Annotated in this window: 13 protein-coding genes; 10 read left to right on the top strand and 3 right to left on the bottom strand. The window is 40.8% G+C overall.

Annotated elements, in window-relative coordinates; genetic code table 11:
- Positions 1-245 precede the first annotated feature (245 nt).
- The 4 genes from OIZ54_RS10315 to fliD all read left to right on the top strand — a co-directional run bounded on the left by OIZ54_RS10315 (position 246) and on the right by fliD (position 5,457).
- On the top strand, positions 246-1,655 hold the full coding sequence (locus OIZ54_RS10315) for a flagellin (RefSeq protein ID WP_096739246.1): 1,410 nt from the start codon (positions 246-248) through the stop codon (positions 1,653-1,655).
- Between the two features lie 293 nt (positions 1,656-1,948).
- Complete coding sequence (locus tag OIZ54_RS10310; protein WP_096739247.1) at positions 1,949-3,358, top strand: flagellin; 1,410 nt, start codon at positions 1,949-1,951, stop codon at positions 3,356-3,358.
- 165 nt (positions 3,359-3,523) lie between these two features.
- Positions 3,524-3,958, top strand: coding sequence for a flagellar protein FlaG (locus OIZ54_RS10305; RefSeq protein ID WP_096739248.1), 435 nt, complete (start codon positions 3,524-3,526; stop codon positions 3,956-3,958).
- Positions 3,959-4,017: 59 nt separating this feature from the next.
- Entirely contained in the window at positions 4,018-5,457 is a 1,440-nt protein-coding gene (gene fliD, locus OIZ54_RS10300; protein ID WP_096739249.1) for a flagellar filament capping protein FliD, read from the top strand.
- Between the two features lie 91 nt (positions 5,458-5,548).
- On the opposite strand, the gene OIZ54_RS10295 is transcribed toward fliD, so the two are convergent.
- Together OIZ54_RS10295 and fliS are read right to left on the bottom strand one after the other, a co-directional pair.
- Complete coding sequence (locus tag OIZ54_RS10295; RefSeq protein WP_096739250.1) at positions 5,549-5,845, bottom strand: hypothetical protein; 297 nt, start codon at positions 5,843-5,845, stop codon at positions 5,549-5,551.
- A gap of 4 nt (positions 5,846-5,849) precedes the next feature.
- Entirely contained in the window at positions 5,850-6,251 is a 402-nt protein-coding gene (fliS, locus tag OIZ54_RS10290; protein WP_096739251.1) for a flagellar export chaperone FliS, read from the bottom strand.
- A gap of 359 nt (positions 6,252-6,610) precedes the next feature.
- Between fliS and OIZ54_RS10285 the strand changes: the two genes are divergently transcribed.
- The gene (locus OIZ54_RS10285) at positions 6,611-8,047 is read left to right on the top strand and encodes a sigma-54 dependent transcriptional regulator (RefSeq protein WP_096739252.1); all 1,437 of its coding nucleotides are present in this window, start codon (positions 6,611-6,613) and stop codon (positions 8,045-8,047) included.
- Positions 8,048-8,142: 95 nt separating this feature from the next.
- On the opposite strand, the gene OIZ54_RS10280 is transcribed toward OIZ54_RS10285, so the two are convergent.
- Entirely contained in the window at positions 8,143-8,730 is a 588-nt protein-coding gene (locus OIZ54_RS10280) for a DNA-3-methyladenine glycosylase I (RefSeq protein ID WP_154945354.1), read from the bottom strand.
- A 132-nt stretch (positions 8,731-8,862) separates the two neighbouring features.
- Between OIZ54_RS10280 and OIZ54_RS10275 the strand changes: the two genes are divergently transcribed.
- The 5 genes from OIZ54_RS10275 (at position 8,863) to fliG (ending at position 14,670) form a co-directional block, all read left to right on the top strand.
- Positions 8,863-9,975, top strand: a complete 1,113-nt coding sequence (locus tag OIZ54_RS10275) for a sensor histidine kinase (RefSeq protein ID WP_024032324.1) — start codon at positions 8,863-8,865, stop codon at positions 9,973-9,975.
- Positions 9,972-11,396 carry a sigma-54-dependent transcriptional regulator gene (locus OIZ54_RS10270; RefSeq protein ID WP_264390350.1) on the top strand — a complete coding sequence of 475 codons (1,425 nt, stop codon included), beginning with the start codon at positions 9,972-9,974 and terminating at the stop codon, positions 11,394-11,396. Before OIZ54_RS10275 ends, OIZ54_RS10270 begins: the two co-directional genes overlap by 4 nt.
- A gap of 172 nt (positions 11,397-11,568) precedes the next feature.
- Positions 11,569-11,901, top strand: coding sequence for a flagellar hook-basal body complex protein FliE (gene fliE / locus OIZ54_RS10265; RefSeq protein WP_248442835.1), 333 nt, complete (start codon positions 11,569-11,571; stop codon positions 11,899-11,901).
- 20 nt (positions 11,902-11,921) lie between these two features.
- The gene (fliF, locus tag OIZ54_RS10260; protein ID WP_004588290.1) at positions 11,922-13,637 is read left to right on the top strand and encodes a flagellar basal-body MS-ring/collar protein FliF; all 1,716 of its coding nucleotides are present in this window, start codon (positions 11,922-11,924) and stop codon (positions 13,635-13,637) included.
- Positions 13,630-14,670, top strand: a complete 1,041-nt coding sequence (gene fliG / locus OIZ54_RS10255) for a flagellar motor switch protein FliG (RefSeq protein ID WP_096041358.1) — start codon at positions 13,630-13,632, stop codon at positions 14,668-14,670. Before fliF ends, fliG begins: the two co-directional genes overlap by 8 nt.
- The last annotated feature ends 2 nt before the right edge of the window (positions 14,671-14,672 follow it).

Here is a 14,672-nt window from a genome sequence, read left to right as displayed (position 1 = left end):
TTTAGTTAATACAAAGCGGCAAAAACCTCCCTCAAAATAGCGGCAATAATTTGTCATCCCTCCAGCTAAACAGATAACTTAAGTATTAATGTATAATATTTTATAAAAAAACTTTAAAAACAAGTGGTTATATTAACGTGAAAGTTGGCACGCTAAATGCTTTTCTAATAATTAGAAATTATCTAATAGTGGTTCCTGTTAAAACGTGTTGAACCACACTCTGTTTAAACCTAGGAGATGGTAAAATGGCATTAACAGTAAATACTAATGTGTCGTCACTAAACGCACAACGTAACTTATCAAAATCTGGCGAAGGCCTAGCAACGTCAATGGAGCGTTTGTCATCAGGTATGCGTATCAATAGCGCTAAAGATGATGCCGCAGGCTTACAAATATCAAACCGCTTAACCTCACAAATAAATGGTTTGTCAGTTGCTCAACGTAATGCCAATGATGGTATTTCAATGGCGCAAACCGCTGAAGGCGCGATGCAGGAGTCAACTAATATCCTACAGCGCATGCGTGAATTAGCCTTGCAATCGGCTAATGGCTCTAATTCTGCGGAAGACCGTGACGCATTGCAACAAGAAGTCACTGCATTACAAACAGAGTTGACCAGAATCTCAGATACAACAACATTTGGTGGCCTTCAGCTTCTTGATGGGAGTTTTGGAACTAAGCAATTTCAAGTTGGTTCAGACGCTAATCAAACTATATCAGTAAGCCTAGAAAGTACATCAGCTTCAGATATTGGTAGTCACGAAGTTGAAGGTGCTGGAAGCGTTTTTGGTGGGGTAACAACAACTGCTCTATCAGTAGAGCTGGGTACTGGTAATGACGGAGATGTAACTTTTTCTGGTTATAAAGGGTCATACACACATAACTATACTACACCAGAGTCAGCAGTCGATGTTGCTGAGAGTATAAATGAACAAAACACAGGTATAGAAGCAGAAGCCTTTGTAAACGTAATAATTGCTGACTTGGGCGTTTCTGATGATGGGGTGTTGGCTGTAGGCGATGAGACTTATGATTTATCGACCTTTGCAGGTAATACCGAAAGGCTCTCAGAGGAATTGGCTAAATCAGGTTTTGATGTAAAATATGACGCTGACACTAATACTATAGACTTAACAGCAAAAGGTGTTAATGGGGTCGAAGTGACAGGGGCGACAACAGGTTCAATGAGTTTAGATGGAACGGTTGCTGGGGGCACAAATACTGATGTTAGTAAAACATCAGAGTTGAGATTGTCTTCTACTCAACAATTTAGTGTTGGTGATGATGGTACAGCGGATGCCGCAGAGTTAGTCGGTGATGTAAATTCAGAGCTGGTTACTGTTAAAGATATAGATATTGCCTCTTCTCAAGATGGTGCGCAAAGTGCAATCGATGTGATCGATTCGGCAATAGCGCAAATTGATTCAATCAGAGCTGGTTTAGGTGCTGTTCAAAATCGTTTTAGCCATACTATTAGTAATCTTGCTAATATCGAAGAGAATGTATCAGCTTCTCGAAGCAGAATACAAGATACCGACTTTGCCACTGAAACAGCTGAAATGACTAAAAACCAAATATTGCAGCAAGCAGGTACTTCTATACTTTCGCAAGCAAACCAAATACCGCAAGCGGCAATTAGCTTATTAGGTGGTTAATGGGCTCGATAGTTTAATTAGCTAAAAACGCACCTTTATAGGTGCGTTTTTGTTATTTAGCTATAATTAGCTATAGGGGAATATAACTATAAGGTGATAATTAAATTTAGGTAAACTTATTTTTATCAATAGGTTAATCCATTTATAAAAGAAAAATTAAAAATAAATTAAAATAATGCTAAAGATAAAATTTCTTCTGCCGTTAACTTAACCAGTACAGAGCTTGAACATACAATTGTGAAAGCTCTTGGTTAAATCTAAACAGTCACATTACGAAAGTAATCAGGAGTTTTATTATGATTTCAGTAAATACAAATGTATCTTCATTAAACGCTCAGCGTAACCTATCTGCTTCAGGCTCTGACCTTGCAACGTCAATGGAGCGCTTATCATCAGGTATGCGTATCAACAGCGCAAAAGATGATGCGGCAGGTCTACAAATTTCAAACCGTTTAACATCACAAGTAAATGGTTTAGCAGTAGCACAGCGTAACGCTAACGATGGTATTTCAATGGCGCAAACAGCTGAAGGTGCTATGAATGAGTCTACAAGTATTTTACAACGCATGCGTGAATTAGCACTACAGTCTGCTAATGGCTCTAACTCAGCTGAAGATAGAGATGCACTTCAACAAGAAGTAACTGCACTGCAAACAGAGCTTACTCGTATTTCAGATACAACCACTTTTGGTGGAGTGAACTTACTTGATGGCAGCTTTGGCACTAAACAGTTTCAAGTAGGCTCAGATGCTGAACAAACTATAGGTGTTTCTCTTAAAAGTACAGCAGCTACGGATTTAGGTGCTTTTGAAGTTGAGGGGGCTGGCTCAGTTTTCGGTACGTTAACGGCTGGTACTTTAGCCACTGAATTTGCTACAGGTACTGATGGCGACGTTACTATTTCAGGCTATAAAGGTTCTTACACTCATAGTTACGTCGCTACTGAAAGCGCTGCAGATGTAGCAAAAGCTATTAATGCACAAAACACGGGTGTTGAAGCTGAGGCATACTTAGAAGCTACTATAGCGGATTTAAGTGTTGGTGATGATGGCATTCTAAAAGTCGGCGACGAAAGCTACGACTTAGCGGAATATGCTGGCAACACAGAAAGATTAGCAGATGATTTAGCAAAAGATGGCTTTGATGTTGATTTTGACGCTGATGCCGGCACTATTGATTTAAAAGCAACAGGTATAAATGGTATTGAAATCACTGGCGCTACAACAGGGGCAGGGAATTCAACAGCAACTTTAGATGGCGGCGCTGTAGCCGCTGATGTATCAAAAACTTCAGAGCTTCGTTTATCATCAACGCAAACATTTAGCATTGGTGATGATGGTACTGCAGACTCTGGTGAATTAGTTGGTGCTAATACTTCAACACTTAATAATATCAATTCAGTGGATATCTCAACTAGTCAACAAACAGCACAGGACGCGATTGATGTTATTGACTCTGCAATCGCTCAAATTGATAGCCAGCGAGCTGACTTAGGTGCTGTTCAAAACCGTTTTGGTCATACAATAAGTAACCTTGCAAATATTTCTGAAAATGTTTCTGCTTCACGTAGTCGTATTCAAGATACCGACTTTGCAACTGAAACGGCAGAGATGACTAAAAACCAAATTTTGCAACAAGCGGGTACGTCAATCTTATCGCAAGCGAATCAGTTGCCACAAACAGCACTTAGCTTAATAGGCTAATTTGCTAAACGTTATAGCTTAATGGGTAGCTAGCTAGTACATAAAGTCAGTATTAGTTTTAAAATAAGGAGGTGGCTTTAGCTACCTCCTTTTGTGGTTTAAGGATATAAATTAAGCTATTGTTAGTCTAATAACTATACAAGCTCGGCAATTTTAGGAGGCGTTATGAACACCATTACTTCAAACGCAGAAGTTACTATAGCATCAACATCTTTAACTGGTGAAGATAAACAAATAGGGCAGGCTGGCTCAGTATTGACTCAGCGAGCTGTTGATGACGTAAATAAAACGGATGAACAAGGCTCGCAAAACCAGTTAAACAATCACTATACGCAGCAAAGCTCTGAGGACAATAGTTCACAAAACCAACAACTTGAGCGTGAGCAGCTTGAAAAAGTGGCGCAACAATTGCAGGAGTTTATGGGAGAGATGAGCCGTAGTCTGCAATTTCGTGTTGATGAAGACTCAGGCCGTGACGTTATTAAAATTCTCGATAAAACCAGTGGCGATGTAATTAAGCAATACCCTTCGGAAGAAGTATTAAGCTTAGTGTCAAAGCTTTCTGAATCTGCGGGTATTTTAATTGATCAAACTGTTTAGCGGCTATTGTTACTCGTGTATTTAGTTAGCTTATTTTAAGGTGTTTAAAGGGGGGAAGTATGTCTATTTCGTTTAATGGTTTAGGCTCTGGTTTAGCTGTGTCAGATATTGTGGATGCATTAGTTAATGCTGAGCAGGCCCCTGCTGAAGCTCGTTTAAATACTACCGAAGGTAACCTAACTACAGATATATCTGCAGCAGGCGCATTAAAGTCTGCCCTTGAAAAAGTACAAACATCAATGGAAGCATTAGGCGATAGTGATAACTATCAACAGCGTAGTACCTCTGGTAATGATGACTTTATATCGATTAGTGCAGATGAAGACGCTCAGCCAGGTAGTTACGATGTAAAAGTAGATGCATTAGCGCAAGCTCATAAATTGTCATCTCCTGCATTTGCTGCCGATGAGGCAATTGGCGCCGGTGTAATTACAATTGGTTCTGGTGAAAACAGTTTTTCCACTGTTCTGTCTGCAACTAATACCTTAGAAGATTTACGCGACCAAATTAATAACGGCCCCTTTACGGGCAGCGATAGTAATGACTCGGTTGTGGCGACTATAGTAACCAGTGATGATGGCCAGCATTTAGTACTTACTAGTAAAGAAACTGGTGAAGACAATGCAATTACTATTACTGTTCAAGATGAAGATGGAAACAATACCGATACTGGTGGACTTTCGCGTTTAGCTTACGATGTATCTGACGCAGACCCGCTAAACCATACTACAAACCTAACAGAAGTAAACGCTGCACAAAATGCACAAATAACAATTGATGGCACATTAACGGTATCAAGTAATACGAATGAATTTAGTAACGTAATTGATGGTATAGATATTACAGCCAAAAAGGTACACGGTGCAGAAGATGATATAAGCGACTTATCTGTTACCGAAAATAACAACAATATAAAAACAGGTTTAAATGGGTTTATTGCCAGTTATAATGAGCTCTTAACATTAAGTAATACACTAGGAGCGTCAAGTTCTGAAGGTGCTGGTGTTATGGCTGGTGACTCGTTACTTCGCGGTGTAATGTCTAAATTACGAGAACAAATAACCGACTCTGTGGATTTAGGGAATGGTAACTCATTATCGCTTTCACAATTAGGGGTTGAAACAGACCGTTATGGAGTACTGACACTTAATACAGAGACACTGGATGAGCAAATAGACTCTGATGTTGATTTAGTGCAACAGTTTTTTGTAGGTGATGACGAAGACGAAGGCGGTTTTGCCCAATCATTTGACGAACTTATGAGCTTTTATACCGACACCGACGGTATTATCCAAAATCGTATAGACAGTAAAACAAATCAACTTGAAGATATTGATGATCAGCGTGAAAGCTTAACAAGTAAAATGGAGTCGTTATCTGACAGGTTATACGCTCAGTACAACGCCATGGATTTACTAGTCGCGAGCCTTAACTCTACAAGTAGTTATGTGCAAGCGCAGCTTGAAAATATGCCTGGTGTGGTGAGTAACAATTCATAACCAGTAAAATTCGTTAGGCCTATAAAAAAACCGTTTTATAAACGGTTTTTTTATGCTTAATTAAGTTTAAATAGCGCTGTGCGATACTTAGTTAAACTGATTTGTAGGCAGAGATAGCTTTACCTGTTTTTTTTTGCTTAATTATGGCTTTAGATGATTCATTTTTTACAGCATTTGCTTGTTTACTAATGTTGTTTATGGTGGTTTGAACTGCCATAAGCTGCTCGGCGTTAGGCGGGTTATCGCTTTCGCACCAGCGCTTAAGCTCACTATTTAAAGTATCCATAATTGGCGTGGCGTCATCAGCTTTGTTGCTTTGCACTAATACTTCAATTTGGCTGAGTAATTGATTGATGTACTCAGCTTTGCCTATTTGCTCTAAAGCCATTAGTTTATACCGCAGGAATACGCTGATCGACAGGAATACTATCCCAGCCTTCTTTTATTTCTTTAATAATGCCAGCTACCTCAGAAATAATCTCAATGTCATTATCTACATTTGCTTGCACAAGGCGCCTTTGGCAGTAGTCATAAAGTGCCAATAAATTATCAGAAATACTAGGATCTTGTTCTACTTCTAAGTTAAGCGCATCTTGCAGTGCACCTAATAATAAAATGCATGCTGAGAGGTTTTCGCCTTTTTTTTCTATTTCTTTGCGTTCAATAAAACCCTTAGTAGCGGCTAAGCGACCAATAATATTACTAAAAATAAGGTTTATTTGTTCATACGGCGCCATTTCTGCAATGTTACTTGCACGAACTTGACTGTATTTTTTCAGTGAGACATGTGCCATGGGAAAATCCTAAAATTTAACTACTAAAATTATGTAAAACTAATATCAAAACAAAGCAATATTAATGCCAAACGTTTTACTATCGTATAGTTATCGGCACTGCTGCTTTCAACTTAAGTAAATAATAGCTTATATATTTTGTATAATGGGTAATTTGTCCTTTAAAATTTTAGTAAGCTTTTATATTGGGTTTATATAAACTGATACTTAATGATTAATTCTTAAGTATGATTGATTTTACTAATCCGTCTATTTTTTGGCGTTTATGTCAAAAAACCGCCGCTATTACTTGCATCCATTCAGATCTCGCTTACAATTTAGCTAATAAAATGAATTAGTGAAATTATGGCTCGCTAACTATGATCTTGATTTTAGATAATAATAATAACCGTGCAATAGGATTACATGCATCACTTACCTTTATTGGGGAAGCTGTGCAGTTGCTTGACGAAAGTGATTTTGAACAAGTATCTAGTAAGTATCAACAACAAGAATGCATTGTTATTTTAGGTGCATTGCAAAGCTTAGATCATGAAAGCTTAATTAAGCGTTTTCCAACCCTGCCTTTTTTACTGATTGGTGAAACACTCAAGCCCTTATTAAGTATTGCTAATGTAGTGGGCTTAATTTGTGAGCCGTTTAATCACGAAGTAACCACACAGTTATTACACGACTGCCAACAGTACCAACGTATGTTGCCTGGTAGCCACAAGCAGCATAAACCACACAAAACATTTGATGGTTTAGTTGGCGAAACCGATGCTGTTAAAAACGTACGCTTTTTAATTGAGCAGGTGGCTAAAACCGATGCAAACGTGCTTATTTTAGGTGAGTCGGGTACAGGTAAAGAGGTGGTTGCGCGTAACGTCCATTTATTATCTAAACGCAATACTGGGCCGTTTGTACCAGTAAACTGTGGTGCCATACCTGGAGAGTTGCTAGAAAGCGAGTTATTCGGTCACGAAAAAGGGGCATTTACCGGCGCTATTTCTGCACGTAAAGGGCGGTTTGAATTAGCGCAAGGCGGTACGCTGTTTTTAGATGAAATTGGCGATATGCCGCTACAAATGCAAGTAAAGTTATTGCGTGTATTGCAAGAGCGCAGCTACGAGCGTGTAGGTGGCACAAAAGCGATTCAAGCAGATGTACGGGTGATTGCCGCTACTCATCGCAACCTTGAGGAAATGATTGAAAAGGGCAGCTTTAGGGAAGATTTATATTACCGTTTAAACGTGTTTCCTATTGAAAACCCGTCACTTAATGAACGTGCTGACGACATACCTTTATTACTTAAAGAGCTAATGCGCCGTGTTAATGAGCAAAGTGGTACGTCGGCTAAATTTACAGAGCGCGCAGTAGAGAGCCTAAAAGAGCATGCTTGGCCTGGTAATATCCGAGAGCTTGCTAATTTAGTGGAGCGCATGGTGATTATGTTCCCTGAAAAAGTAGTGGATGTACCCGATTTACCCAATAAATATCGCTACATCGAGGTAGACGCATACGAGCCAGAATACCCTGAAGAGCTACTTGAAAAAGATGCCTTTAACGATATTTTTAGCTCAGGTTTTAGCGATTATGATAATGAACCAGAGCCTGAATTTAGCCAACCAGGATCTGGCGTATTACCCGAAGAGGGTATAGAGCTTAAAGATTATTTAGCAGAGCTTGAAATTAGCTTAATTACCCAAGCGTTAGAGCGTTTTGATTACGTTGTTGCGCGCGCCGCAGAAATATTAGGTGTAAGGCGTACAACGCTTGTCGAAAAAATGAAAAAGTACAATCTATCGCGAGATTAGCCAAACTTAGCAAGTGCCGAACCACTACAAATTACCGAGTTTGGCTCTTTTAATTTCTTGCTTACAGCTTACAGCTTACAGGTTACAGCTTATAGCTAATAATTTTTAATAATCTCGGCTCTTCTAAAACAATTATTACTATGATCGTTTACCATGCCACAGGCCTGCATATGTGCGTATACCGTTGTAGGGCCTAAAAATTTAAAACCTCGTTTTTTTAAATCCTTTGCAAACGCTTTTGACTCCTCGGTAATTGCAGGGGTGTCTTCAACACTATTTAAATCACTAATAATTGGTTTATTGCCAACAAATCCCCATTGGTAATTACTAAAGCTGCCAAATTCTTTTTGAATCTCAATTAACCGTTGAGCATTATTAACTGTGGCAGCAATTTTTAAGCGGTTCCGCACTATGCTCTCATCTTGCATTAGCCGTTCTATATCATCGGCTGTAAAGTTAGCCACTTTTTGCACATTAAAATTAGCAAATGCTTTTTTATAGCCTGCGCGCTTTTTTAAAATGGTGTACCAACTTAAGCCCGCTTGTGCCGACTCGAGGGTAATAAATTCAAATAATTTCGTATCGTCATAAAGGGGGACTCCCCATTCTTCATCATGGTATTTCACATAATCAGGCTTTGTGGCGTCGAGCCATGCACAACGGCATTTATTTTGCTCACTCATTATTATTCCTTTTAGTGTGCGTCATTTTTTTGTTACGCGATATTGTAAGGTAACTAAATGAAAAATATATAAAATAATATTGGTATAAATTGTGCATTTAGCCCTGTATCTACATCATTAAGAGATTTGATTATGGCCCTTGCGAGTGTACTTAAACCACAGTTTATTACTGCAAAACAGTATAACCCATGTTTACTTCAAGAAGAGTACATTGGTGAATTAAGTGATTTAAGACAGCAGGCAAGTTGGCTGTCGCACTTAGTTGATACCATGCCTGCGGGTGTTGTAGTGCTTGATGGCAAAGGGCTTATTGCAAAAGCCAATCAAATAGCGATTGATATGTTAGGCGAGCCGCTCGAAGGAGAGAAGTGGTTTAACATTATTCAGCGCTCTTTTCGTCCCCACCAAGATGATGGACATGAAGTGTCGCTCAAAGATGGGCGCCTTATAAAGCTTGATATTACCGCGCTAGCGCCAGAGCCTGGGCAATTAATATTAATGACAGATTTAACAGAAACGCGCCGTTTGCAAAAGCGCGTAGCCCATATGCAGCGTTTGAGTGCGCTTGGTAAAATGGTGGCATCGCTTGCGCACCAAGTGCGTACACCGCTCTCGGCGGCTATGTTATATGCGGCCAATTTGGGCTCTAAAAAGCTACCAGAGTCATCACGCGATAACTTTCAAACTAAATTAATGTCGCGATTAAAAGATTTAGAAACCCAAGTTAACGATATGCTACTTTTTGCCAAAAGCGGCGAGCAACAAGTGGTTGAACAGGTTTCTATGCAGCAGCTTTTAAACGAGGTAAAACTAGGTGCCGATGCAATGGTAGCCTTAAATAACAGCTCACTTGTTGTCGAGCTACCAGAGCCAGACATAGAAATTACCGGTAATAAAACCGCGCTGGCCAGTGCTATTCAAAACCTTATTCACAATAGTATTCAAATTATTGGCAGCCAAGCCCAGGTGACATTAAAAGCGCAGCGCGATAGCAGCGAACCCGATACCGTGCGTATTAGCGTATGCGATAACGGCCCTGGTGTAGAGTTGAGCCAAATAGAGAAAATTTTTGAACCGTTTTATACCACAAAAAGCCAAGGTACAGGGCTTGGGCTTGCTGTTGTAAGCTCTGTGGCTAATGCGCATCAAGGACGTGTTGAAGTGGTTAATAATGCCAATGGTGGTGCATGTTTTAGTTTATTGTTGCCCATATGCACGGCCTCAACGCAGGAGAAAACAGCATGAGTAATACAATACTAGTGGTTGAAGATGATGCAGGTTTAAGAGAAGCACTCATAGACACGTTAGAAATGTCGGGTATTGCCTGTGTTGCAGCCGATAGTGCTGAGCAAGCCATGATCCAATTAAAAAAATCTGAGTTTTCATTAGTGGTCAGCGACGTGCAAATGGGCGCGATGAGCGGCCTAGATTTGCTCAGAAGCATTAAGCTTAACTACCCAGAACTCCCCGTATTAATGATGACTGCCTATGCAACGATTGATGATGCAGTAGAGGCAATGCGCTTAGGCGCAATTGATTATATGGCTAAACCATTTGCCCCTGAGGTGCTTTTAAATATGGTTAGTCGGTATTTACCCGAAAAGCCAAAAGACACTGACGGCCCAATTGTTGCCGACCCTAGCAGTATTGCGCTTTTAGAACTGGCGAGCAAAGTGGCACGCTCAGATGCAAGTGTTATGGTGCTAGGCCCGAGTGGCTCTGGTAAAGAAGTGTTGGCGCGATACATTCACGATAAATCAAACCGATGCGATGCGCCTTTTGTGGCAATAAACTGTGCGGCTATTCCCGAAAACATGCTTGAAGCCACTTTATTTGGCTACGAAAAAGGCGCGTTTACCGGTGCAATACAAGCATGCCCAGGTAAGTTTGAACAAGCCCAAGGCGGCACCATATTACTTGATGAAATAACCGAAATGGACTTGGGGCTGCAAGCTAAGCTATTACGGGTATTGCAAGAGCGTGAAGTTGAACGTTTAGGTGCCCGAAAAACAATTTCACTCGACGTAAGAGTACTCGCAACCAGTAACCGCGACCTAAAAGAAGCCGTTGCAGATAATCAATTTAGAGAAGACTTATATTATCGCTTAAATGTATTTCCTCTAATGTGGCGACCGCTCTGTGAGCGCCCAGGGGATATAATTGTATTGGCTAAGCATTTAATAGAGCGCCATTTAGTTAAAAGTAAAGAGCCGCTAGCAACGCTTGATAGTGCCGCTGAACAAAAATTACTAAGCCATGCATGGCCTGGGAATGTACGTGAGCTTGATAATGTAATTCAACGTGCGCTTATTTTGCGAACGGGCAATGTAATTGGCGAACAGGCCATTTTTATTGAAAACTTAATGCAAGCGCCAATTAACAGTACGCCTACACAGGAGATAGCGCCTGAACAAGCGAACACTCCAAGTGGCGCGTATTATGATGACAAAATAACGCCTGCAGAGGTGAGTGGCTCACTGCCTAGCGTTGATACTGGCAGCTATAAAGATGAGCTAAAAGATAAAGAGCATAAAATAATATTAGAAACCCTAGCGCGCTGCCAAGGCAAACGTAAAGATGTTGCACAAACACTTGGGATCAGCCCGCGTACTTTACGTTATAAACTAGCGCAAATGCGTGATTTAGGTATTTCGCTGCCCGCATAACTTTACCCCTTTCTTCTATATAACCCTAAACTAACCACGGTTAGTTTAGGGTTGTCAAATCTCTGACTCTCAAAAATAATAGTTAACCTTATGTAATTAAAGGTTTATTTTTATGGCACACTTTGTGCTTTATTCCCTTTATGAACGTTAACTGCATTTGCCAGAGAAAATTATGAAAATTCAAAACAGCGCGCTATTTCAAGAAATGCAATCAATGGCTTTAGAAGCAGGCCATACAAATCAAATTAATAAGCTACCTACTAAAGCTCAGCCAACATCGTCTGCTCAATTTGGTGACTTACTAAGTGATGCATTAAACACGGTTAATGGCTTACAACAAGATGCCAAACAAAAAGTAGTGGCTGTTGAAATGGGTGATAGAAGTGTATCGCTTGCTGAGGCAATGATTGCCTCACAAAAATCGTCAGTGGCATTTGAGGCTACAGTACAAGTAAGAAATAAACTTGTTGAGTCATACCAAGAAATTATGAACATGCCTGTTTAAGTAGGTAGTGGAGAATTATTGTGGCGCAATCTAATCAATCAACAGATCTTGCTCTTGCTGGCGGCGGTATTGACCAAAGCGAAGATAACGAGCAACAAGAACAAAAGTCGGGCTACTTAAGCGCCTTAAATGGTGTTGATGTGCTTCGCCAAGTCACCCTTATTATTGCGCTGGCTATTTGTTTAGCTATTGCCATATTTGTGATTATTTGGGCACGTCAGCCAGACATGCGTCCGCTGGGTAAAATGCCAACAGAAGAGCTGATCCAAACCCTTGATTTTTTAGATGCACAAAAAATTGACTACGAACTAGACGGCAACGTAATTTCGGTTGATGAAAGCGAGTATCAAAACATTAAATTGCTGATGGCCCGTGAAGGCCTAGAGCAAGGTCCTACTTCAGGCACCGACATCATAATGCAAGATATGGGCTTTGGTGTTAGCCAACGATTAGAGCGTGAACGCTTAAAACACGGCCGCGAACAACAACTTGCCCGCACCATAGAAGAATTAAACAACGTAACACGCGCGAAAGTTTTATTAGCCATTCCAAAAGAAAACGTATTTGCACGCAGAGAGAAAAAGCCATCAGCCACAGTGGTATTGACTCTTAAGCGCGGCAGAATGCTTGATGGCGAGGAGATTGACTCAGTGGTTGATATGATTGCCTCTGCAGTACAGGGGCTTGAGCCTTCACGTGTAACGGTAACAGATCAAAACGGCCGCTTACTTAATTCAGGCTCGCAAGACTCATTAGCAGCACGCTCTCGTAAAGAGTACGACATTGAAAGAAAGCGTGAGCAAGAGTATTTAGAGAAAATAGACAGTATTCTTATTCCTGTAGTTGGCTTGGGTAACTACACGGCGCAAGTTGATTTAAACATGGACTTTAGCTCAGTAGAAGAAACACAAAAGCGCTACAACCCAGACTTACCAGCAGTAAGAAGCGAAACCACATTTGAAGAGAACAACATTGGTGGCTTAGCGGTAGGTATTCCTGGGGCACTGACTAATCAGCCCCCTATGAATTCAACTATTCCAGAAGTAGCAGGCCAAGGTAATGCGGGTACGGCAACCAATCCAAGTCGAGTGCATAAAGAGGCTACGCGTAATTTTGAGCTAGACACCACCATTTCACATAAGCGCCAACAAACAGGGGTTATTCGCAGAATTAGCGTCTCGGTTGCCGTTGATTATGTGCCAAAAGTAGGTGAAAACGGCGAAACAACCATGGCGCCGCGCTCGGTAGAGGCTTTGTCAAATATACGTCGCCTATTACAAGGTGGGGTAGGCTTTGATATGCAACGCGGCGATGCATTAGAGGTGGTAACCGTGCCATTTGTACGCGAAGCAGTTGATTTAGATTTAGAAGTACCGCTGTGGGAGCAGGACTGGTTTATGAAAATCGTCCGCTTAGTATTGGGGGCGCTGGTTATTATTGTGCTTATTATGGCAGTTGTTAAGCCTATGCTTAAACGCTTAATATACCCAGATGATACGCTCGAAGAGTACGATGAAGATGCATTAAGCTCTGGGGTGGATATTGGCGATAGCACGCTAGATATGCTAAATAAAGACTTTGATTCTGCTTCTGTAGGCTTCTCAAGCGATGGTACACTACAGCTGCCAGATTTACATGGCGACGAAGATTTGCTTAAAGCGGTAAGAGCACTTGTAGCGAACGAACCTGAACTATCATCACAAGTAGTGAAAGCGTGGTTAACAGAAGATGACTGATCAAGAACAAAAACAACTCCCGCCAGCGTTTGATGTTGACAAGTTAGATGGCGTAGATAAAGCTGCAATTCTTTTATTGAGCTTATCTGAAGAAGACGCAGCGCAAATACTTAAACACTTAGAGCCTAAGCAAGTGCAAAAAGTGGGTATGGCAATGGCTGCGCTAGATGACTTGTCACAATCTAAAATAAGCGCAGTTCACAATTTATTTATAGAACAAATACAAAGCTTTAGTACAATTGGCTTCCAGTCAGAAGACTTTATTAAAAAGGCGCTAACCGCCGCATTAGGTGAAGATAAAGCAGCAAGTTTAATCGACCAAATTGTAATGGGCTCGGGCGCTAAAGGCTTAGATTCACTTAAATGGATGGACTCAAAGCAAGTTGCCAATATTATTCGTAATGAGCACCCGCAAATTCAAACTATTGTTTTATCGTATTTAGAGCCTGAGCAATCGGCAGAAATCTTAGCGCAATTTCCTGAAAAAGTGCGCCTAGATTTAACTATGCGTATTGCTAATCTTGAAGAAGTGCAACCTGCAGCATTGCAAGAACTTAACGAGATTATGGAAAAACAATTTGCCGGCCAAGCAGGCGCACAAGCCGCTAAAATGGGTGGCTTAAAAGCCGCGGCAGATATCATGAACTACCTAGATACAAATGTAGAAGGGCAGTTGATGGACTCTATTCGTGAACACGATGAAGAAATGTCTCAGCAAATTCAAGATCTTATGTTTGTATTTGAAAACCTTTTGGATGTGGATGACCGCGGTATTCAAGCCATACTGCGTGAAGTACAGCAAGACGTACTAATGAAAGCCATTAAAGGGACTGATGAAGCGCTTAAAGATAAAATTTTGGGTAATATGTCTAAACGTGCTGCCGAAATGCTTGCCGATGATTTAGAGGCAATGGCACCGGTTAGAATAAGTGAAGTAGAAGCTGCCCAAAAAGAAGTGCTTTCAACAGCAAGGCGTCTATCTGACGCAGGTGAAGTTCAGCTAGGCGGCGGCGGTGGCGAGGAGTTCCTGTAAGC

Source organism: Pseudoalteromonas sp. A3, assembly GCF_025942345.1.
In the GTDB taxonomy this organism is placed as follows: domain Bacteria; phylum Pseudomonadota; class Gammaproteobacteria; order Enterobacterales; family Alteromonadaceae; genus Pseudoalteromonas; species Pseudoalteromonas atlantica.
The sequence above is the reverse complement of the archived record's forward strand: the minus strand, read 5'-3'. Positions and strand labels throughout refer to the sequence as shown.

What these genes read in the sequence shown, in the direction of transcription:
- OIZ54_RS10275 (WP_024032324.1), top strand. Translation starts at nt 8,863, where the DNA reads ATGGCCCTTGCGAGTGTACTTAAACCACAGTTTATTACTGCAAAACAG.
- OIZ54_RS10280 (WP_154945354.1), bottom strand. Translation starts at nt 8,730, where the DNA reads ATGAGTGAGCAAAATAAATGCCGTTGTGCATGGCTCGACGCCACAAAG.
- OIZ54_RS10285 (WP_096739252.1), top strand. Translation starts at nt 6,611, where the DNA reads ATGATCTTGATTTTAGATAATAATAATAACCGTGCAATAGGATTACAT.
- OIZ54_RS10305 (WP_096739248.1), top strand. Translation starts at nt 3,524, where the DNA reads ATGAACACCATTACTTCAAACGCAGAAGTTACTATAGCATCAACATCT.
- fliE (WP_248442835.1), top strand. Translation starts at nt 11,569, where the DNA reads ATGAAAATTCAAAACAGCGCGCTATTTCAAGAAATGCAATCAATGGCT.
- OIZ54_RS10270 (WP_264390350.1), top strand. Translation starts at nt 9,972, where the DNA reads ATGAGTAATACAATACTAGTGGTTGAAGATGATGCAGGTTTAAGAGAA.
- OIZ54_RS10295 (WP_096739250.1), bottom strand. Translation starts at nt 5,845, where the DNA reads ATGGCTTTAGAGCAAATAGGCAAAGCTGAGTACATCAATCAATTACTC.
- OIZ54_RS10315 (WP_096739246.1), top strand. Translation starts at nt 246, where the DNA reads ATGGCATTAACAGTAAATACTAATGTGTCGTCACTAAACGCACAACGT.
- fliG (WP_096041358.1), top strand. Translation starts at nt 13,630, where the DNA reads ATGACTGATCAAGAACAAAAACAACTCCCGCCAGCGTTTGATGTTGAC.
- fliD (WP_096739249.1), top strand. Translation starts at nt 4,018, where the DNA reads ATGTCTATTTCGTTTAATGGTTTAGGCTCTGGTTTAGCTGTGTCAGAT.
- fliS (WP_096739251.1), bottom strand. Translation starts at nt 6,251, where the DNA reads ATGGCACATGTCTCACTGAAAAAATACAGTCAAGTTCGTGCAAGTAAC.